Source organism: Bacillus sp. AP50 (assembly GCF_040492675.1).
In the GTDB taxonomy this organism is placed as follows: domain Bacteria; phylum Bacillota; class Bacilli; order Bacillales; family Bacillaceae_G; genus Bacillus_A; species Bacillus_A cereus.
This window is the reverse complement of record NZ_JBEUTW010000001.1, coordinates 28,897-50,187: the sequence shown is the minus strand read 5'-3', so window position 1 is coordinate 50,187 and position 21,291 is coordinate 28,897. Positions and strand designations below refer to the sequence as shown.

Below are 21,291 nucleotides of genomic sequence, written 5' to 3'. Positions count from 1 at the left end.
GCGGTATGAAAAAAAGAAGAAGTAAAAAAGAAAGACAAGAGTTATTACAACAAACAATCGAATCAAATCCTTTTATTACGGATGAAGATTTAGCGGAAAAATTTCAAGTGAGTATACAAACAGTACGACTTGATCGTATGGAATTGTCTATTCCTGAATTAAGAGAGAGAATTAAACATGTAGCTACAAAGCAACATGAAGAAGATGTGAAATCTTTACCGTTAGAAGAGGTTGTTGGAGAAATTATTGATATTGAATTAGATAGACATGCAATCTCTATCTTTGAAGTAAAGGTAGAACATGTATTTAAAAGAAATCAAATTGCCCGTGGGCATCATCTGTTTGCGCAAGCAAACTCACTAGCTGTTGCAGTTATTGATGAAGAATTAGCTTTAACTGCAAAGTCTACCATTCGATACATTCGCCCTGTAAAATTAGGAGAGCGTGTTGTTGCAAAAGCGCGCGTTGAAGATGTAGAGAATGATAAGGGACGGACGGTTGTCAAAGTGCGTAGCTTCGTTGGAGAAGAACTTGTTTTTACAGGCACTTTTGAAATGTATCGATCTAGTAATTATAGTGAGGAAGGTAACAACTTATGAAAATCGCAATAGATGCAATGGGCGGAGATCACGCTCCAAAGGCTGTAGTATTAGGGGCAATGAAAGCTATTAAGGAATATTCTGATTTACATATTACGTTAGTAGGGAAAGAAGAGGAAATTCGTCAATACTTAACGAGTGATGAACGAATTACTATTCTTCATACAGACGAAAAAATAGAATCAACGGAGGAACCAGTAAGAGCGGTTCGTCGAAAAAAACAAGCTTCAATGGTGCTTGCGGCACAACAAGTAAAGGATGGAGAAGCAGACGCTTGTATATCCGCAGGTAGTACAGGAGCTTTAATGGCAGCTGGATTATTTGTTGTCGGTCGTATGGAAGGAATTGAGCGACCAGCTTTATCGCCTACAATGCCAACTGTAGATGGAAAAGGTTTTGTTATGTTAGATGTTGGAGCAAATGTTGATGCAAAACCAATTCATTTATATCAATATGCAGTAATGGGATCTGTTTATGCTGAGAAGGTAAGAAGAATTGAAAATCCTCGCGTTGGACTATTAAACGTTGGAACAGAGGATGGAAAAGGAAACGAGCTTTCAAAGCAAGTATTTGCAATGCTTAAAGATGCGCCAATTAATTTCGTTGGGAACATTGAATCAAGAGATTTATTGCAAGGTGTAGCAGATGTTGTTGTATGTGATGGTTTTACAGGGAATGTAGCGTTGAAATCATTAGAGGGAACAGCACTTGCGCTATTCTCTATGTTGAAAGAACAATTAATGAGTTCATTTACGAGTAAATTAGCAGCGGCGGTATTAAAGCCAAAACTTATGGTATTAAAAGATAAAATGGATTATTCGGAGTATGGAGGAGCTGCATTATTTGGATTGAAAGCACCTGTCATTAAGGCTCACGGTTCTTCTAATGACCAGTCGATATTTAGTGCGATTCGTCAAACGAGAGAAATGGTAGCGAAAGAAGTAATTCCTACGATTTCAAGCGTAATGGAGAAAGAGTCACTCCAATAAGAGGAGGATTTGAAATGGGAAAAATAGCATTTCTTTTTCCGGGCCAAGGTTCACAGGCAGTTGGAATGGGTAAACAATTAGCAGAGAATAATAAAGAGGTTGCAAAAGTGTTTGCAAAAGCAGATGAGGTGTTGCAAGATTCACTTTCAGAAGTGATTTTTGAAGGACCGCAGGAAAAGCTTACATTAACAACAAATGCGCAGCCTGCATTATTAACAACGAGTTTTGCTATTTTGACAGCTTTGAAAGAGTATGACATTACACCTGACTTTGTCGCTGGTCATAGTTTAGGTGAATATAGCGCTCTTGTAGCAGCTGGTGCATTAACTTTTGAAGATGCGGTATATGCTGTAAGGAAACGCGGGGAATATATGGAAGAAGCTGTTCCGGGCGGGGAAGGTGCAATGGCAGCTATATTAGGTGCTGACCCACATATGCTGAAACAAGTTACAGAAGAAGTAACAAGTGAAGGATATGCAGTGCAAATCGCTAATATGAATAGTACGAAGCAAATTGTAATTTCTGGAACGAAGCAAGGCGTAGAGGTTGCTTCTCAAAGAGCGAAAGAAAATGGTGCAAAGAGAGCAATTCCACTAAAAGTAAGTGGGCCATTCCATTCTTCACTTATGAAGCCGGCAGCTGAGAAGTTTCAAAGCGTTTTGAATGAAATTACAATTCATGATACGAACATTCCTGTTATTGCAAATGTTACGGCGGATGTTATTACACGTGGTGCCGACATTCAAGAAAAGTTAATCGAACAGCTTTATTCGCCTGTATTATGGTACCCGTCTATTGAATGTATGGTGAAGCAGGGAGTAGATACATTTATTGAAATTGGGCCTGGAAAAGTACTTGCTGGACTTATGAAGTCAATTGATTCATCAGTGAAAGCATATGCGATATATGATGAAGAGACATTAAAAGATACCATTTCAAATTTGAGAGGAGAAAACTGATGTTAAAAGGGAAGGTAGCATTAGTAACTGGCGCTTCACGTGGAATTGGTCGCGCGATTGCGATCGATTTAGCGAAACAAGGGGCAAATGTAGTAGTAAATTATGCAGGTAATGAACAAAAAGCAAATGAAGTAGTAGATGAAATTAAGAAATTAGGTTCTGATGCAATTGCGGTAAAAGCAGATGTTGCAAATGCTGATGATGTTACAAATATGGTGAAACAAACAGTAGATACATTTGGACAAGTTGATATTCTTGTAAATAATGCTGGTGTAACAAAAGATAATTTATTAATGCGTATGAAAGAAGAAGAATGGGATACAGTTATTAATACAAACTTAAAAGGTGTATTCTTATGTACAAAAGCAGTATCTCGTTATATGATGCGTCAACGTCACGGTAGAATTATAAATATCGCTTCTGTTGTGGGTGTTATAGGAAACCCAGGGCAAGCTAATTATGTTGCTGCTAAAGCGGGTGTTATTGGATTAACAAAAACATCTGCAAAAGAGTTAGCAAGTCGAAATATTACTGTGAATGCAATTGCGCCGGGCTTTATTGCGACTGATATGACGGATGTACTAGATGAGAATATTAAAGCTGAAATGTTAAAAGTTATTCCAGCTGCTCAATTTGGTGAAGCGAAAGATATCGCGAATGCTGTAACGTTTTTTGCTTCTGATCAAAGCAAATATGTTACAGGTCAAACGTTAAATGTTGATGGCGGTATGGTAATGTAATAAAAGAATCGATTTCACCTAGTTTTTTTGGTCAATATTTAATATAATATTTGAGGGGAGGTGAATGGAATGGCAGATGTTTTAGAGCGCGTAACAAAAATCATCGTTGATCGTTTAGGAGTAGAAGAGACTGAGGTAGTACCAGCTGCAAGCTTCAAGGAAGATTTAGGAGCAGACTCCCTAGATGTAGTAGAACTTGTAATGCAATTAGAAGATGAATTCGAAATGGAAATTTCTGATGAAGATGCTGAAAAGATTGCTACTGTTGGCGATGCTGTGACTTACATAGAGAGTCATCTATAATGCTTAAGTGAAGTCCCGTTTTTTAGCGGGGCTTTCTGGCTTATATCTGGAGGGACCTATGCCGTACCGAAAATATAGAGAAAAAAAATACGAAACAAAATATCGTGAAGCATTTAAAGTGTTTCAAGAAAAGATAGGTATTACGTTTACAGATGAAAAATTATTGATTCAAGCATTTACGCATTCATCGTATGTGAATGAGCATCGAAAAAAACCGCATGAAGATAATGAGCGTCTTGAATTTCTTGGAGATGCAGTATTGGAACTGACTGTATCACAGTATCTGTTTCAAAAATATCCGACAATGAGCGAAGGAGAGTTAACAAAACTACGTGCAGCTATTGTATGTGAGCCATCTCTTGTTCGTTTTGCGAACGAATTGTCATTTGGCAGCCTTGTTTTATTAGGAAAAGGTGAAGAAATGACAGGTGGACGTGAACGACCAGCTTTATTAGCGGATGTCTTTGAAGCGTTTATTGGTGCCCTTTATCTTGATCAAGGGCTAGAAACAGTTTGGGAATTCTTAAAAGAAATTGTATATCCGAAAATTAATGAGGGTGCTTTTTCTCATGTGATGGATTATAAGAGTCAGTTGCAAGAATTGATTCAGCGTGATGGCAGTGGCAATGTTGAGTATCAAATTTTGCAAGAAAAAGGACCAGCTCACAATCGAGAATTTGTGTCACGTGTTACGTTAAATAACGTAGCTTTAGGTCTTGGTAGTGGTAAGTCGAAAAAAGAAGCAGAGCAACAAGCTGCTGCAGAAGCATTGAAAAAATTAAAAGAACAACTATAAGGAATCCCCCTTTGAATGAGGGGGATTCCTTATGCATAGAATGAAACTTTCTTTTTGTTTATAAAGAAAAAGAAGGTAAATCCGTATAATACTTGTTTTTATATAGAGAACATTTATAACGACGGAGAATAGGAGGAAGGCCTTTCGTGTTTTTAAAAAGATTAGAAATAGCAGGGTTTAAGTCTTTTGCTGAGCGTGTATCTGTTGATTTTGTCCCAGGTGTAACTTCTGTAGTAGGACCTAATGGAAGCGGGAAAAGTAATATTACTGATGCAATTCGCTGGGTACTTGGTGAACAATCTGCAAAATCATTACGTGGTGCAAAGATGGAGGATATTATTTTTGCAGGCAGTGATACGAGGAGAGCGGTTAATGTTGCTGAAGTAACAATAACTTTAAATAATGAAGATCAACGTTTACCAATTGAATACAATGAGGTGTGTGTAACACGTCGTGTATCTCGTTCAGGTGATAGTGATTTTTATATTAATAAACAATCATGTAGATTGAAAGATATTATCGATTTATTTATGGACTCTGGTATGGGAAGAGAAGCTTTTTCAATTATTAGCCAGGGGAAAGTGGAAGAGATTTTAAGTAGTAAGTCAGAAGAGCGTCGAGGTGTATTTGAAGAAGCGGCAGGCGTACTAAAATACAAACTTCGCAAAAAGAAAGCTGAAGGGAAACTAGCAGAAACACAAGAAAACTTAAATCGTGTACAAGATATAATTCATGAATTAAGTAGTCAAGTAGAACCTTTAGAAAGACAAGCTTCTATTGCGAAAGATTATCTTGAGAATAAAGAAGAATTAGAGAAAGTAGAAGCTGCGCTTATTGTTCATGAAATTGAAGAATTGCATGAGAAATGGGAAGCGCTTCGAAATCAGTTTGGGCATAATAAAAACGAAGAAGCTAAAATGTCAACGAATTTACAAAAAAGTGAAGAAGAGCTTGAGGAATTACGAGGACAATTACAAGCGGTAGACGAGTCTGTAGACTCGTTGCAAGAAGTACTTCTTCTTTCTAGTAAAGAGCTAGAAAAACTAGAAGGGCAGCGTGAGTTGTTAAAAGAAAGAAAGCAAAATGCTACGACGCATTGTGCGCAACTTGAGCAGTTAATTGTTGAATTAACTGAGAAAGCTAAAAGTTACGATGGTGAGATTGAGTCAAGTACAGAATCTTTAATGCAATTTGTGAATGAAGTAAAAGAGTTGGAGCAAAAATTGCATGATAATGAGCAACTGCTTGCTACTTTTGCTGACAATTTAGAGGAACAGATTGAGAATTTAAAAGGTGACTATATTGAGCTTTTAAATCAACAAGCTAGTCATCGTAATGAATTATCTATGATTGAAGAACAATCGAAACAGCAAACGTCTAAAAACGAGCGTCTAGATGAAGAGAATGCGAAATATGTAGAAATGCGTATGGAAATTACAGCGAAAAAGACGAAACTTGTAGAAAGTTACGAACAAGCGAAAGAAAAAGTAGCTGGCATTCTCTCAAATATACAGAAGACAGAGGCGGCGCTTGGGAAATGTAAGACGCAGTATAGTGAAAATGAAACAAAACTGTATCAAGCATATCAATTTGTGCAACAGGCACGTTCTCGAAAAGAAATGCTTGAAGAGATGCAAGAAGATTATTCTGGATTCTATCAAGGTGTACGTGAAGTATTGAAAGCTAGAGAAAATAGGTTGCAAGGTATCGAGGGTGCTGTTGCGGAACTGTTAACGGTACCGAAAGAATACGAAGTTGCAATGGAAATCGCTCTAGGTGCAGCGATGCAGCATATTGTTGTACAAACAGAGGAACATGCTCGTAATGCGATTGCATTTCTAAAGCAAAATAAACATGGACGTGCAACGTTTTTACCGCAAGCTGTTATTAAAAGCAGATCGTTATCATTTGAGCAATTACGCATTGCAAATCAACACCCATCGTTTGTAGGTGTGGCGGCAGAACTTGTGCAGTACAACAATAAATATGAAAATGTAGTTTCAAATTTATTAGGTACTGTTATTGTTGCGAAAGATTTACGTGGAGCAAATGAGTTGGCGAAACAACTGCAATACCGTTATCGCATTGTAACAATCGAAGGTGACGTAGTGAATCCTGGCGGTTCTATGACTGGTGGGGCGGTAAAGCAAGCGAAATCTTCTTTATTAGGACGCCAACGTGAACTGGAAGAGTGGACTCGCAAGTTAACTGATATGGAAGAAAAAACAACGAAGTTAGAAAACTTTGTTAAAGCAGTAAAACAAGAGATTCAAGAAAAAGAAGTGAAAATACGCGAACTAAGGCAAACTGTAGAAGCAGATCGTGTAGATGAGCAGAAATTAAGAGAAGAGATTAATCGTTTAGAATTAGAAGAACATCGTATTAATGATCGGTTGTCTATTTATGATTTAGAGATTGAAGGGTTTTTACAAGATCGAGTAAAAATGCAAGGGCGTAAAGAGGAGTTAGAAGGGGTTTTAACGAATCTTCAAGCTGAAATCACTAAGTTAGATAGTAAAATTGTAGCTTTAACAAAACAAAAAAGTGAGCAACATTCTTCGAAAGAAAAAGTTCAAAAAGAAATGACTGAGTTAAAAGTGCTGGCAGCTGAAAAGCAACAACGCTTATCTAATCAAAAAGAAAAAGTTGAACGATTGACGAAGGAAAAAGAAGAAACGGATGCGACACTTGTAAAAACGAAAGAGGATTTAGCGTTCTTAAAACAAGAAATGACATCTAATTCAAGTGGTGAAGAGCAAATTACGAATATGATTGAGAAGAAAGCATATGATCGTAATCAAACTTCAGAATTAATTCGCTCTCGTCGTGAACAACGTGTATCGTTGCAAGAGAGAGTAGAACATTTAGAGCGCAATTTGAAAGAAACGACAGGTAAACATAAATATGTTCTTGAAATGTTGAAAGATCAAGAAGTGAGAATAAATCGACTGGATGTAGAGTTGGAAAATAGATTACAACATTTACGTGAAACATATACGATTTCATTTGAAGCGGCAAAACTAAAATATACAATGACAATGCCTGCAGAAGATGCGCGTAAGAAAGTAAAATTAATCAAATTATCCATAGAAGAGTTAGGTACAGTGAACCTAGGGGCAATTGATGAATATGAACGTGTAGCGGAGCGTCATACATTCTTACTAGAGCAGAGAGACGACTTAGAAGAAGCGAAAGCGACATTGCACCAGCTTATTACCGAAATGGATGAAGAAATGAAAAAACGCTTTTCTACTACGTTTGAAGGCATTAGAATGGAGTTTCAATCGGTATTCTCTGAATTATTTGGAGGCGGTAGAGCGGATTTAGTAATGACTAATCCAGAGGATTTACTAAATACGGGTATTGATATTGTAGCACAACCGCCAGGGAAGAAACTGCAGAACTTAGGTTTACTTTCAGGTGGAGAGCGTGCTTTAACAGCAATTGCGCTTTTATTTGGTATTTTAAAAGTACGCCCAGTACCGTTCTGTGTACTAGATGAGGTAGAGGCAGCCCTTGATGAGGCGAATGTAGCTCGTTTTGCACAGTATTTAAAGAAATTCAGTGATGAGACGCAGTTTATTGTAATTACACATAGAAAAGGTACAATGGAAGAGTCTGATGTGTTGTACGGTGTAACAATGCAAGAATCGGGGGTATCTAAACTTGTTTCGGTTCGTTTAGACGCCGGAGAAGAACTTATTGCAAGTGAATAGGAAGGATGGGAAAGTATGAGTTTTTTTAAAAAACTAAAAGAAAAAATTTCAAAACAAACGGATACAGTTACAGAGAAATTTAAACAAGGATTAGAAAAAACGAGAAATTCATTTGCGGATAAAGTGAATGATTTAGTGTATCGTTACCGTAAAGTGGACGAAGATTTCTTCGAAGAGTTAGAAGAAATTTTAATCGGTGCAGACGTTGGCGTTGCGACGGTAATGGAATTAATTGACCAATTGAAAGAAGAAGTACAACGTCGTAACATTCAAGATCCAAAAGAAGTACAAGCTGTTATTTCAGAAAAACTAGTAGGAATTTACAAAGGTGACAGCGATTTTAGTAACGAAATTAATATGCAAGAGGACCAATTAACGGTCGTTTTATTTGTTGGTGTTAATGGTGTAGGAAAAACGACGACAATTGGTAAACTGGCGCATAAGTTTAAATCAGAAGGTAAGTCAGTCCTATTGGCGGCAGGAGACACATTCCGTGCTGGAGCGATTGAACAATTAGAAGTATGGGGCGATCGCGTTGGTGTAGAAGTGATTAAACAAGGATCTGGATCTGATCCAGCGGCGGTTATGTATGACGCTGTACAAGCAGCGAAAGCACGTAAGGTAGATGTATTACTATGTGACACAGCAGGACGCTTGCAAAATAAAGTGAACTTAATGAAAGAGTTAGAGAAGGTGAAGCGTGTAATTGAGCGTGAAGTACCAGGTGCTCCTCATGAAGTATTGCTTGTTATTGATGCAACAACAGGACAAAACGGTTTAAGCCAAGCGAAAACATTCCGTGAAGCAACGAATGTAACTGGTATTGTTTTAACGAAGTTAGATGGAACTGCTAAAGGTGGTATTGTATTAGCGATTCGTAACGAAATGGATGTACCGGTGAAGTTTGTTGGATTAGGAGAGCAAATGGATGACTTGCAGCAGTTTGATCCAGAACAATATGTGTATGGTTTATTTGCGAACTTAGTAGAAACAGAAGAAGTATAAGCGAAAGAAGCGGTATTTCCGCTTCTTTTTCTATAAAAAATATATGATGTTAAGAAAAAAACTTGACACTCTTTTGGACTACATGTAAACTAATTCATGTAAAGGGAAATCACTTAACAAAGGATGATCCAACATGCTCGAAAAAACAACGAGAATGAACTATTTATTTGATTTTTATCAATCGTTGTTAACGCAAAAACAAAGAAGTTATATGTCGCTTTATTATCTAGATGATTTATCTCTTGGTGAAATTGCGGAAGAATTTGATGTAAGTCGCCAAGCCGTGTATGATAACATTAAACGGACTGAAGCGATGCTTGAAGAATATGAAGAAAAATTAGTATTACTTCAAAAGTTTCAAGAGCGACAGCGACTTGTTGCAAAGCTAAAACAGCTAATCAGCGAAGAAGAGCATGTGAATGAAGAAATGAAACAAGTTGTTGAAGCTATCGAAAAATTAGATTAGGAGGGCGGCAATATGGCATTTGAAGGATTAGCCGACCGACTTCAACAGACAATGCAAAAAATCCGCGGCAAAGGAAAAGTTTCTGAAGCCGATGTGAAAGAAATGATGAGAGAAGTTCGTCTAGCTCTTTTAGAAGCGGATGTTAACTTTAAAGTAGTAAAAGATTTTGTGAAGCGTGTGTCTGAACGTGCTGTCGGACAAGATGTAATGAAAAGTTTGACACCTGGACAACAAGTAATTAAAGTTGTACAGGAAGAACTTACAGAACTTATGGGCGGAGAGCAAAGCAAAATTGCTGTTGCTAATAAGCCACCGACTGTTATTATGATGGTTGGTCTGCAAGGTGCGGGTAAAACAACGACGACAGGTAAGCTTGCGAATTTGCTTCGTAAAAAGCATAATCGTAAACCGATGCTTGTTGCAGCGGATATTTACCGTCCAGCAGCGATTAAACAGCTTGAAACATTAGGGAAGCAATTGGACATGCCTGTATTTTCTTTAGGAGATCAAGTAAGTCCTGTTGAAATTGCGAAACAAGCGATTGCAAAAGCAAAAGAAGATCATCACGATTATGTTTTAATCGATACAGCGGGTCGCCTGCATATTGATGAAGAATTAATGGATGAATTAGCGAAAGTGAAAGAAGTTGCGAAACCGGATGAAATTTTCCTTGTTGTCGATGCGATGACGGGGCAAGACGCGGTAAATGTTGCACAAAGTTTCCATGAACAGTTAGGTTTAACAGGTGTTGTATTAACGAAATTAGATGGTGATACGCGCGGTGGTGCTGCATTATCTATTAAGGCTGTAACAAACACGCCGATTAAATTTGCTGGTATGGGTGAAAAACTAGATGCAATTGAAGCGTTCCATCCAGAGCGTATGGCATCCCGTATTTTAGGGATGGGCGATGTCTTAACGTTAATTGAAAAAGCGCAAGCTACAGTTGATGAAGAGAAAGCAAAAGAACTTGAGCAAAAAATGCGTACGCTTTCGTTTACGCTTGACGATTTCCTAGAACAACTTGGACAAGTGCGCCAACTTGGGCCGCTTGATGAATTGTTAGGAATGCTTCCTGGTGCAAATAAAATTAAAGGGCTGAAAAATGCGCAAGTTGATGAAAAACAAATTGGGCATATTGAGGCAATTATTCGTTCTATGACTAAATTAGAACGAGAACAACCGGAAATAATCAATGCTAGTCGCAAAAAGCGCATTGCCAAAGGTAGCGGTACAACTGTACAAGAAATCAATCGTCTAATTAAGCAATTCGATGACATGAAAAAAATGATGAAGACGATGACGGGAATGCAAAAAGGTAAGAAAAAAGGACTAGGTGGATTGAAGTTTCCATTCATGTAAGGAAAAAAAGATGGCTCTGTTAAGAAAAAATACTTTACAAAGCAATAGTCTTTTTGCTAATATAATTATCTGTGTGAAATAAATTCGGAGGTGCTTTATAAATGGCAGTTAAAATTCGTTTAAAACGTATGGGAGCTAAAAAAACTCCTTTCTATCGTGTAGTTGTTGCAGATTCTCGTTCTCCTCGTGACGGACGTTTCATTGAGGAAATCGGAACTTACAATCCAGTTGCTCAACCAGCTGAAGTTAAGATCAACGAAGAAGCAGCATTAAAATGGTTAGGAAATGGTGCTAAACCATCTGATACAGTTCGTAACTTATTCTCTAACCAAGGTATCATGGAGAAATTCCACTTATCTAAACAAGGTAAGTAATTGAGGCAATGACTATGAAGAAGTTAGTCGAGACGATTGTCAAGCCTCTTGTCGATTATCCTGAAGATGTAAAAGTTACACAGGAACTTTGCAACGGAGAGATAAAGTATCGATTAACTGTACATCCTGAGGATGTTGGAAAAGTCATTGGAAAGCAAGGGAGAGTTGCGAAAGCGATTCGAATGCTCTTGTATTCAGTGGGACATCATAATGATGAAAAAGTAACACTGGAAATTCAATAAACGTAAAAAGGGCGAGGAGTTATTCCTCTCCCTTTTTTAACATTTAAATAGAGATTGCATGTTCCATCTGCGAAATGGAGATGCTTAATTTATATAGAAACCAGGGGTGACATACTATTTATGACAAAATGGTTTAACGTAGGGAAAATTGTAAATACTCATGGCGTAAGAGGAGAAATCCGTGTTATTTCTCGTACTGATTTTCCAGAAGAGCGATATAAAGTAGGAAACACGCTATACATATCGAATGAGAAAGGCACAGACTATCTTCCGGTGAAGGTAACTTCTCATCGCCAACATAAGACATTCGATTTATTAACATTTGAAGGATATAACAATGTAGATGAAGTAGAGAAGTTTAAAGGTTCTTTAATAAAAGTACCAGAAGAGCAGTTAGGCGAACTTGCTGAAGGTGAATACTACTATCATGAAATTATTGGTTGCAGTGTTGTAACGGAAGAAGGAGAAGCGCTAGGGACAATCAAAGAGATTCTATCTCCTGGTGCAAATGATGTTTGGGTAATTAAACGCCCGAAGGGTCAAGATCTCTTAATTCCTTATATCGATGATGTTGTACTTCAAGTTAATATTGAAAATAAATTAGTAACCATTCATGTAATGGAAGGGCTGCTATAATGAAAATTGATATTTTAACGTTGTTCCCAGACATGTTTACCGGTGTATTTGGATCTTCTATATTAAAGAAGGCGCAAGAAAAAGAAGCGGTAAACCTTCGTGTTGTTAACTTTCGTGATTATACAACAAGTAAGCATAATAGCGTAGACGATTATCCTTACGGCGGAGGAGCTGGTATGGTGCTTACTCCTCAGCCTATTTTTGATGCTGTAGAGGATTTGACGAAAGAGACAGAGCGTAAGCCGAGAGTTGTCTTAATGTGTCCGCAGGGCGAAAGATTTACGCAGAAGAAAGCGGAAGAGCTTGCAGGGGAAGAACATTTAATCTTCGTATGTGGGCATTATGAAGGATATGACGAACGAATTCGTGAGCATCTCGTAACGGATGAGATTTCTATTGGTGACTATGTATTAACGGGCGGAGAATTAGCCTCTATGGTTATTACTGATAGTGTGGTACGTCTCTTGCCAGGTGTGCTAGGAAATCATGCTTCACAAGTAGAGGATTCGTTTAGTACAGGTTTATTAGAGCATCCTCATTATACACGTCCAGCTGATTTTCGTGGTATGAAGGTACCGGATGTATTAATGTCAGGGAATCATAAAAACATTGATGAATGGCGACATAAGGAATCTTTGCGCCGAACGTATACGCGTAGACCTGATTTATTAGATGAGAGAGAGCTATCTAAACAAGAGAAAAAATGGCTTGAGGAAATAAAGCGAGAGCAGTAATAACTTCATATATTTGCTATTGCAACAGGCCTAGTAATATGCTATTATAACATTTGTGCTACTGAAATCAGTAGCCGTATTAACGATGTTCCGCTGTAATTTATTAAGACTTTATAAGAGCATCTGTTTAAAGGAGAGAATTTAATATGCAACAATTAATCGCAGAAATTACAAAAGGCCAATTAAAAACTGACCTTCCTTCATTCCGTCCTGGTGACACTTTACGTGTACACGTAAAAGTTGTTGAGGGAACTCGTGAAAGAATTCAGCTTTTCGAAGGTGTTGTAATTAAACGTCGTGGTGGCGGAATCAGTGAAACATTCACAGTTCGTAAGATTTCTTACGGTGTAGGTGTTGAGCGTACATTCCCAGTTCACACGCCAAGAATCGCGAAAATCGAAGTACTTCGCCGTGGTAAAGTACGTCGTGCTAAGTTATACTACTTACGTAACCTTCGCGGTAAAAAAGCACGTATTAAAGAAATTCGATAAGACATGTATGGGAGCTTGTAAATGCACAAGCTCCCTTTTTCCAATCTATATGAAATTTTGGTATAATACGAGCAGTTTACATAACCGTGGAGGGGAAATGCATGAAAAAAGAGAAGAGTTCACTTTGGGAATGGATTAAAGCAATTTTGATTGCTGTTGTATTAGCTGGTGTTATTAGACAGTTTTTCTTTGCGCCAATTCTCGTAGACGGGGTATCGATGGCACCTACTTTACATGATCGTGATCGAATGATTGTGAATAAAATTGGTTATCACATTGGAGATCCAAAACGCTTTGATATTATCGTATTTCGAGCAACAGAAGATAAAGATTACATTAAGCGCATTATAGGCCTGCCAGGCGATGAAATAGAGTATCGTAATGATAAACTGTATATTAACGGAAAGGCTTATGAGGAGCCGTATTTAGACAAGCAGAAAAAGCAAATTGCTGACGGACCGCTTACATATGATTTTAATCTTGAAGAAATGACAGGCAAGAAAACCGTTCCAAAAGATCAATTATTTGTTTTAGGTGATAATCGTCGTTTTAGTAAAGATAGCCGTTCAATCGGTACGATTTCAATGGATCAAGTAATTGGTAAAGCTAATATGTTATATTGGCCGTTAGAAGACGCACGTATTGTGAAATAAATGAAAAAGAAGGTGGCAACATGGTAATTCAATGGTTTCCAGGGCATATGGCGAAGGCTAGACGCCAAGTAACGGAGAAATTAAAATTAATTGATGTTGTAATTGAACTTGTAGATGCTCGATTACCATTATCATCTCGAAACCCAATGATTGATGAAATCATTACACATAAGCCAAGGCTTGTTGTTTTAAATAAAGCGGATATGGCAGATGATCGTTTAACAAAACAATGGATCGCATATTTTAAAGAAAAAGGCCATATGGCAATTTCAATTAACGCGCAAGCTGGACAAGGTATGAAGGAAATTGCAGCAGCTTGTAAAGTGCTTGTTAAAGAAAAATTTGATAAAATGGTTGCAAAAGGTATTAGACCGAGAGCGATTCGTGCATTAATTGTAGGTATACCAAATGTTGGTAAATCTACATTGATTAATAAATTGGCAAAGAAAAATATTGCTAAAACAGGAGATCGTCCAGGTGTGACAACAGCTCAACAATGGATTAAAGTTGGGAAGGAAATGGAATTGTTAGATACACCAGGTATTCTGTGGCCTAAATTTGAAGATCAATTAGTGGGTCTTCGCTTAGCGACAACGGGTGCAATTAAAGATTCAATTTTAAATTTACAAGATGTAGCTGTTTACGCATTACGTTTTATGGAGAAACATTATCCAGAACGCTTGAAAGAACGCTATAATTTAAATGAGATTCCAGAAGATATTGTGGAATTATTCGATGCAATTGGAAAAAATAGAGGCTGCTTAATGGGCGGCGGAATGATTGATTATGATAAGACATCTGAGCTTGTGCTTCGTGAGCTTCGTGGTGGCAAACTTGGAAAAATGACGTTTGAAACACCGGAAGAGTTTGCAGAGCAAGTAGAAGATGTGGAAAAAATAGAAGAAGTATAAGACGTGCGTTTGTGCGTCTTTTCTTTTTGGATATGTTTAAAAAGGAGCTTGTATAAATGCAAACTATGACGATAAAAGAAGCAGAAAATGTATTGAAAGAAATTATGAATGAAGAAGATGATCGCTTTCAACTGTTAATGAAAGATGATCGAAAAGGTGTTCAAAAGCTCGTTTTGAAGTGGTATAAACAAAAAGAGTTAGAACAGAAAGAAAAAGAGAAGTTTTTTGAAATGTCCAAGTATGAAAATGCTTTGCGTGAAAAAGGGGTCACATATATCGCGGGTATTGATGAAGTAGGGCGCGGGCCATTGGCTGGGCCTGTTGTGACGGCAGCTGTCGTTCTTCCTGAGGATTTTTATATTCCAGGGTTAAATGATTCGAAAAAGTTGAGTGAAGCGAAACGTGAGCGTTTTTATGATGAAATAAAAGTACAAGCAATTGCAATTGGAGTAGGAATTGTATCGCCGCAAGTTATTGATGACATTAATATTTACCAAGCAACGAAACAAGCGATGTTAGATGCAGTTGCGAATTTATCTTGTACACCCCAACATTTATTAATTGATGCGATGAAACTTCCTACACCAATTCCGCAAACATCAATTATTAAAGGTGATGCGAAAAGTGTTTCGATTTCAGCCGCATCCATTATCGCAAAAGTAACGAGAGATCGTATGATGAAAGAACTGGGAGAGAAGTATCCTCAATATGGATTTGAGCAACATATGGGATATGGCACAAAGCAACATTTAGAGGCAATTCAAGTGCATGGAGTATTAGATGAACACCGAAAGTCATTCGCGCCAATTAAAGATATGATTCAAAAATAAGCTGTAAATATACAGCTTATTTTTTTATTTTGGCATATAAACATTACTATTTCCGAAAAAGAATAAAGCGATTTCAGTTTTCTGACACTTTATTGTAGACAGCGTGCCAATCATCTTATACAATGGCAATGTAATGTTTTTTAAACATTAAAAAACTTTTCGAGTAAAACAGGAAAACAGGGGAGGATGGGACCATGAATATCCATGAGTACCAAGGTAAGGCAGTCCTTAGAAGCTATGGGGTTAGCGTTCCGAACGGGAAGGTTGCATTTACAGTAGAAGAAGCTGTAGAAGCGGCGAAAGAATTAGGAACAGATGTATGTGTAGTGAAAGCACAAATTCACGCTGGTGGACGCGGCAAAGCTGGCGGAGTAAAAGTTGCAAAAAATTTAGATGAAGTTCGTACATATGCAGAAAGCATTTTAGGAACTACACTTGTGACACATCAAACAGGTCCTGAAGGTAAGGAAGTAAAACGCTTACTTATCGAAGAAGGTTGCGATATTAAAAAAGAATATTATGTAGGTCTAGTTTTAGATCGTGCAACTTCTCAAGTTGTTTTAATGGCGTCTGAAGAAGGCGGAACAGAAATTGAAGAAGTAGCAGAAAAAACACCTGAAAAAATCTTTAAAGAATATATTGATCCAGCAGTAGGCTTACAAGGTTTCCAAGCGCGCCGAATCGCATTTAACATCAATATTCCAAAAGAGCTTGTAGGACAAGCTGTGAAGTTTATGATGGGCTTATACCGTGCGTTTATCGAAAAAGATTGCTCTATCGCTGAGATTAACCCACTTGTTACAACAGGTGAAGGTAAAGTTATGGCATTAGATGCAAAATTAAACTTTGATTCTAATGCATTATATCGCCATAAAGACATTTTAGAGCTTCGTGATCTTGATGAAGAGGATTCAAAAGAAATTGAAGCTTCAAAATACGACTTAAACTACATTCCTTTAGATGGAAATATCGGTTGTATGGTTAATGGTGCAGGTTTAGCGATGGCTACAATGGATATCATTAAACATTACCACGGTGACCCAGCTAACTTCTTAGATGTTGGTGGCGGTGCAACTGCAGAAAAAGTTACAGAAGCATTCAAAATTATCCTTTCTGACAAAAATGTAAAAGGTATCTTTGTTAACATTTTTGGTGGCATTATGAAGTGTGATGTTATTGCAGAAGGTGTTATTGAAGCAACGAAACAAGTAGGTCTTGAGTTACCTTTAGTTGTACGTCTTGAAGGTACAAACGTAGAACTAGGTAAGAAAATTTTAAATGAGTCTGGCTTAAATATTGTTGCAGCAGAATCTATGGCAGACGGTGCACAAAAAATTGTTTCACTAGTGGGCTAATAGAAAGCGGGGGAGAAAAATGAGCGTATTAGTTAATAAAGATACAAAAGTTATTGTTCAAGGTATTACAGGTTCTCAAGGTTTATTCCATACAAAACAAATGATTGAATACGGTACGAAAATTGTCGGTGGTGTAACACCAGGTAAGGGCGGCACTGATATTGAAGGTGTACCAGTATTTGATACAGTAGAAGATGCAGTGAAAGCAACAGGCGCAAACGCTTCAGTTGTATACGTTCCACCCGCTTTTGCGGCAGATGCAATTATGGAAGCTGTTGATGCAGAAATTGATTTAGTAGTATGTATTACTGAAGGGATTCCTGTATTAGATATGGTAAACGTAAAGAGATATATGGCGGGTAAACATACACGTTTACTTGGACCAAACTGCCCAGGTGTAATCACACCGGATGAATGTAAGATTGGTATTATGCCAGGATATATTCATAAAAAAGGTCATGTTGGTATCGTATCTCGCTCTGGTACATTAACGTATGAAGCTGTACATCAGTTAACACAAGAAGGTATTGGCCAATCTACTGCTGTAGGTATCGGCGGAGACCCTGTTAACGGTACAGACTTTATTGATGCTTTAAAAGCATTTAATGAAGATGAAGAAACACATGCTGTAATTATGATTGGTGAAATCGGCGGTACAGCAGAAGAAGAGGCAGCTGAATGGGTAAAAGCTAATATGACAAAACCTGTTGTAGGCTTCATTGGTGGTCAAACAGCGCCTGCTGGCAAACGTATGGGCCATGCTGGTGCAATCATTTCTGGCGGTAAAGGAACTGCTGCTGAAAAGATTAAAACAATGGAAGCTTGTGGCATTAAAGTAGCTGAAACTCCAGCAGTTATGGGAGAAACGCTAATCTCTGTTTTAAAAGAAAAAGGTTTATTTGAGACTTGTAAAAACTATTAATCTGTTGAAAGACACCTTCTTACTTGAGGGTGTCTTTTTAGACTTTTTCTGTTTACATAATAAAAATTATGGGTAAGGAGAATCAAGATGAAAAGAGAGAGATTATTACATCTTCATTACTTGCTAGCAGATTATTGGAAAGCGATGGAGAGGCTACTATATGTCGATCCAGAATTAGAGAACATATATAATTTTAACGAAAAACAAATGGAACACTACACTGGAATATCCTCGAAAAAATCTTCAGAACTAGTAAAATTTCTTCAAAGTTCAAATCTTCCGCAATATATATCTTATTTAGAGAAAAATCGTATTTTTTATATAACGATATGGGATGAAAATTATCCGCAATTATTACGTGAAATACAAGACCCTCCCTTCGTTTTATATGGAAAAGGAGAGAAAGATTTCCTGAATAAAGTAAATAAATTAGCAGTTGTTGGAACGAGAGAACCATCATTATATGGTCATGAGAGTTTGAAGTTTATTTTACACCCTTTATTAGAAAGAGAGTGGCTTATTGTCAGTGGGTTTGCAAAAGGGATAGATACAATGTCTCATGAGATTACAGTAAGGCATCATTGCCCGACTATTGCGATATTAGGGCATGGATTGTCTTTTATGTATCCGAAAGAAAATAGACCTTTATATGAAATGTGGAAGGAATATATATTGTTATTGACAGAGTATCCGCCGCACTATGCACCGAAAAAATGGTATTTTCCAAAAAGAAACCGGATTATTAGTGGTATAAGTAAAGGTGTTTTAGTTGTAGAAGCGAAATCGAGAAGTGGAACACTTATTACTGCGGACCTTGCGTTAGAGCAAAGTAGAGAGGTATTTGCGCTTCCTGGACCTATATTTATAGAGGGGGCATCGGGAACGAATCATCTTATTCAGCAAGGAGCAAAACTAGTAAGAAATGCAGAAGATATCTTGGAAGAGATTTTAAATTAACCTTATATTTTTATGTTTTTATTAAACAATTATTGACAAATGGTAGATTGGCACTGTATGGTATATTCATTCTTGATTGACAAAAACAAGAGAAATCAATAAGATTAATGAAGACTTGAATCCACCTCTTAAGGAGGCACTAGCATGTCAGATTACCTCGTAATCGTGGAGTCGCCTTCTAAGGCGAAGACCATTGAGAAATATTTAGGGAAAAAATACAAAGTTGTCGCGTCTATGGGACATGTTCGCGATTTGCCAAAAAGTCAAATGGGGATAGAAGTAAAGAACAACTTCACCCCGAAGTATATTACCATTCGTGGTAAAGGTCCCGTCTTAAAAGATTTAAAATCAGCGGCCAAAAAAGCAAAGAAAGTCTATCTCGCGGCCGATCCAGACCGTGAAGGGGAAGCGATTGCTTGGCATTTAGCGAATACGTTAAATGTGGACGTTGAATCAGATTGTCGGGTTGTGTTTAATGAGATTACGAAAGATGCGATCAAAGAATCATTTAAACATCCTCGTGCAATTAATATGGATTTAGTGGATGCACAACAAGCAAGACGTATACTTGATCGTCTTGTTGGTTACAATATTAGTCCTTTATTATGGAAGAAAGTAAAAAAAGGATTAAGTGCAGGACGTGTACAATCTGTAGCAGTTCGTTTAATCATCGAGCGTGAAAGGGAAATTCAAAACTTTGAACCTGAAGAATTCTGGACAATTAAAACAGAATTTGTAAAAGGAAAAGACACATTTGAAGCAAGCTTTTACGGTGTAGATGGTGAAAAAGTTCAATTAACAAATGAAACGCAAGTGAATGAAATAATTGAACAGATGAAAGACAATGCGTTTTCAGTTGAAAATGTAACGCGCAAAGAGCGAAAACGTAACCCTGCATTACCGTTTACAACATCTTCCTTGCAACAAGAAGCAGCCCGTAAGTTAAACATGCGAGCAAAGAAAACAATGATGCTTGCACAGCAATTGTATGAAGGGATAGATCTTGGAAAACAAGGAACTGTAGGTCTTATTACGTATATGAGAACTGATTCAACACGTATCTCAGAAACAGCTCAAACAGAGGCTCGTACTTACATCACTGAAGCGTATGGTACGGAATACATAGGAACAGAAAAGAAGAAAGAAACGAAAAAGTCAAATGCACAAGATGCGCATGAGGCAATTCGTCCTACTTCGGTAATGAGAAAGCCAGAGGAACTAAAAAGTTTCTTAGGTCGTGATCAACTTCGATTATATAAATTGATTTGGGAGCGATTTGTTGCAAGTCAAATGGCGTCTGCTATAATGGATACTGTGACAGCGAGACTCATTAATAACAATGTTCAGTTCCGTGCAAGTGGATCGGTTGTAAAGTTCCCGGGATTTATGAAAGTGTATGTAGAGTCAAAAGATGATGGTGCTGAAGAAAAGGATAAGATGTTGCCGCCTTTAGAAGTAGGGGAAACTGTATTTTCAAAGGATTTAGAACCAAAGCAACATTTTACACAACCTCCTCCGCGCTATACAGAGGCTCGCCTAGTAAGAACACTTGAAGAACTTGGAATTGGAAGACCGTCGACATATGTACCTACACTTGAAACGATTCAAAAGCGTGGGTATGTAGGCTTGGATAATAAACGCTTTGTTCCGACTGAACTTGGTGAAATAGTAATTGAACTTATTTTAGAGTTTTTCCCAGAAATTATTAACATTGAATTTACTGCCAATATGGAGCAAAGCCTTGATGAAGTAGAAGAAGGAAATGCGAATTGGGTAAAAATTGTTGATGATTTCTACGTAGGTTTTGAACCGCGTTTAGAAAAAGCGGAAAAAGAAATGCGTGAAGTGGAAATTAAAGATGAACCAGCTGGGGAAGATTGTGAATTATGTAATCACCCAATGGTCTTTAAAATGGGTAAATACGGGAAATTTATGGCTTGCTCGAATTTCCCAGATTGTCGTAATACAAAGCCGATTGTGAAAGAAATCGGTGTTACTTGTCCAAAGTGTGATAAGGGTCAAATTATTGAACGCCGTAGTAATAAAAAGAAACGTCTTTTCTATGGGTGCGGTACGTATCCGGAATGCGACTTTGTATCTTGGGATAAGCCAATTGGTCGTAAGTGTCCGAAGTGCGAAGGCATGCTTGTAGAGAAAAAGTTGAAAAAAGGCGTGCAAGTACAATGTATTTCGTGCGATTATGAAGAAGAACAACAAATGTGAGCGTAACTGCTCACATTTTTTTCGGGAA

At 37.6% G+C, this 21,291-nt stretch carries 22 protein-coding genes; all 22 read left to right on the top strand.

Features of this window, described 5'->3' with window-relative positions; genetic code table 11:
• Positions 1–5: 5 nt before the first annotated feature.
• On the top strand, positions 6–599 hold the full coding sequence (fapR, locus tag ABWK52_RS00240; RefSeq protein WP_000747349.1) for a transcription factor FapR: 594 nt from the start codon (positions 6–8) through the stop codon (positions 597–599).
• On the top strand, positions 596–1,588 hold the full coding sequence (gene plsX, locus ABWK52_RS00235) for a phosphate acyltransferase PlsX (protein ID WP_098541599.1): 993 nt from the start codon (positions 596–598) through the stop codon (positions 1,586–1,588). Before fapR ends, plsX begins: the two co-directional genes overlap by 4 nt.
• A 14-nt stretch (positions 1,589–1,602) precedes the next feature.
• Positions 1,603–2,547 (top strand): ACP S-malonyltransferase, encoded by a 945-nt coding sequence (gene fabD / locus ABWK52_RS00230; RefSeq protein ID WP_000515903.1) that lies wholly within the window; start codon positions 1,603–1,605, stop codon positions 2,545–2,547.
• Positions 2,547–3,287 (top strand): 3-oxoacyl-[acyl-carrier-protein] reductase, encoded by a 741-nt coding sequence (gene fabG, locus ABWK52_RS00225; protein WP_000911768.1) that lies wholly within the window; start codon positions 2,547–2,549, stop codon positions 3,285–3,287. The genes fabD and fabG overlap by 1 nt, the downstream gene beginning before the upstream one ends.
• Before the next feature lie 69 nt (positions 3,288–3,356).
• Positions 3,357–3,590, top strand: coding sequence for an acyl carrier protein (gene acpP / locus ABWK52_RS00220; protein WP_000786062.1), 234 nt, complete (start codon positions 3,357–3,359; stop codon positions 3,588–3,590).
• Positions 3,591–3,648: 58 nt separating this feature from the next.
• On the top strand, positions 3,649–4,386 hold the full coding sequence (rncS, locus tag ABWK52_RS00215; RefSeq protein WP_001146875.1) for a ribonuclease III: 738 nt from the start codon (positions 3,649–3,651) through the stop codon (positions 4,384–4,386).
• A gap of 146 nt (positions 4,387–4,532) precedes the next feature.
• On the top strand, positions 4,533–8,102 hold the full coding sequence (gene smc / locus ABWK52_RS00210) for a chromosome segregation protein SMC (protein ID WP_000478977.1): 3,570 nt from the start codon (positions 4,533–4,535) through the stop codon (positions 8,100–8,102).
• A 15-nt stretch (positions 8,103–8,117) separates the two neighbouring features.
• Complete coding sequence (ftsY, locus tag ABWK52_RS00205; RefSeq protein ID WP_000007655.1) at positions 8,118–9,107, top strand: signal recognition particle-docking protein FtsY; 990 nt, start codon at positions 8,118–8,120, stop codon at positions 9,105–9,107.
• Between the two features lie 133 nt (positions 9,108–9,240).
• Complete coding sequence (locus ABWK52_RS00200; RefSeq protein WP_000891062.1) at positions 9,241–9,573, top strand: putative DNA-binding protein; 333 nt, start codon at positions 9,241–9,243, stop codon at positions 9,571–9,573.
• Between the two features lie 12 nt (positions 9,574–9,585).
• Positions 9,586–10,935, top strand: a complete 1,350-nt coding sequence (ffh, locus tag ABWK52_RS00195) for a signal recognition particle protein (protein ID WP_000863460.1) — start codon at positions 9,586–9,588, stop codon at positions 10,933–10,935.
• A gap of 101 nt (positions 10,936–11,036) precedes the next feature.
• Positions 11,037–11,309 (top strand): 30S ribosomal protein S16, encoded by a 273-nt coding sequence (gene rpsP / locus ABWK52_RS00190; protein WP_000268750.1) that lies wholly within the window; start codon positions 11,037–11,039, stop codon positions 11,307–11,309.
• A 14-nt stretch (positions 11,310–11,323) separates the two neighbouring features.
• A complete protein-coding gene (locus tag ABWK52_RS00185) occupies positions 11,324–11,551 on the top strand; it encodes a KH domain-containing protein (RefSeq protein ID WP_000737401.1) in 228 nt (75 codons plus the stop codon).
• 120 nt (positions 11,552–11,671) lie between these two features.
• A complete protein-coding gene (rimM, locus tag ABWK52_RS00180; RefSeq protein ID WP_000170278.1) occupies positions 11,672–12,187 on the top strand; it encodes a ribosome maturation factor RimM in 516 nt (171 codons plus the stop codon).
• Positions 12,187–12,921 carry a tRNA (guanosine(37)-N1)-methyltransferase TrmD gene (gene trmD / locus ABWK52_RS00175; protein ID WP_000686903.1) on the top strand — a complete coding sequence of 245 codons (735 nt, stop codon included), beginning with the start codon at positions 12,187–12,189 and terminating at the stop codon, positions 12,919–12,921. The genes rimM and trmD overlap by 1 nt, the downstream gene beginning before the upstream one ends.
• Before the next feature lie 146 nt (positions 12,922–13,067).
• Positions 13,068–13,412 carry a 50S ribosomal protein L19 gene (gene rplS, locus ABWK52_RS00170; protein ID WP_001186516.1) on the top strand — a complete coding sequence of 115 codons (345 nt, stop codon included), beginning with the start codon at positions 13,068–13,070 and terminating at the stop codon, positions 13,410–13,412.
• A 101-nt stretch (positions 13,413–13,513) separates the two neighbouring features.
• Positions 13,514–14,065 carry a signal peptidase I gene (gene lepB / locus ABWK52_RS00165; protein ID WP_000711851.1) on the top strand — a complete coding sequence of 184 codons (552 nt, stop codon included), beginning with the start codon at positions 13,514–13,516 and terminating at the stop codon, positions 14,063–14,065.
• Between the two features lie 20 nt (positions 14,066–14,085).
• On the top strand, positions 14,086–14,976 hold the full coding sequence (ylqF, locus tag ABWK52_RS00160; RefSeq protein ID WP_000236702.1) for a ribosome biogenesis GTPase YlqF: 891 nt from the start codon (positions 14,086–14,088) through the stop codon (positions 14,974–14,976).
• Positions 14,977–15,032: 56 nt separating this feature from the next.
• Complete coding sequence (locus tag ABWK52_RS00155; protein WP_001194267.1) at positions 15,033–15,806, top strand: ribonuclease HII; 774 nt, start codon at positions 15,033–15,035, stop codon at positions 15,804–15,806.
• Between the two features lie 194 nt (positions 15,807–16,000).
• The gene (sucC, locus tag ABWK52_RS00150) at positions 16,001–17,161 is read left to right on the top strand and encodes an ADP-forming succinate--CoA ligase subunit beta (protein ID WP_001020791.1); all 1,161 of its coding nucleotides are present in this window, start codon (positions 16,001–16,003) and stop codon (positions 17,159–17,161) included.
• A 19-nt stretch (positions 17,162–17,180) separates the two neighbouring features.
• Positions 17,181–18,083 carry a succinate--CoA ligase subunit alpha gene (gene sucD, locus ABWK52_RS00145; RefSeq protein WP_000115178.1) on the top strand — a complete coding sequence of 301 codons (903 nt, stop codon included), beginning with the start codon at positions 17,181–17,183 and terminating at the stop codon, positions 18,081–18,083.
• A gap of 87 nt (positions 18,084–18,170) precedes the next feature.
• Positions 18,171–19,040: a DNA-processing protein DprA gene (gene dprA, locus ABWK52_RS00140; RefSeq protein ID WP_000818039.1), complete on the top strand. Its 870-nt coding sequence runs from the start codon at positions 18,171–18,173 to the stop codon at positions 19,038–19,040.
• Between the two features lie 144 nt (positions 19,041–19,184).
• The gene (gene topA, locus ABWK52_RS00135) at positions 19,185–21,263 is read left to right on the top strand and encodes a type I DNA topoisomerase (protein WP_001286963.1); all 2,079 of its coding nucleotides are present in this window, start codon (positions 19,185–19,187) and stop codon (positions 21,261–21,263) included.
• Positions 21,264–21,291 lie beyond the last annotated feature (28 nt).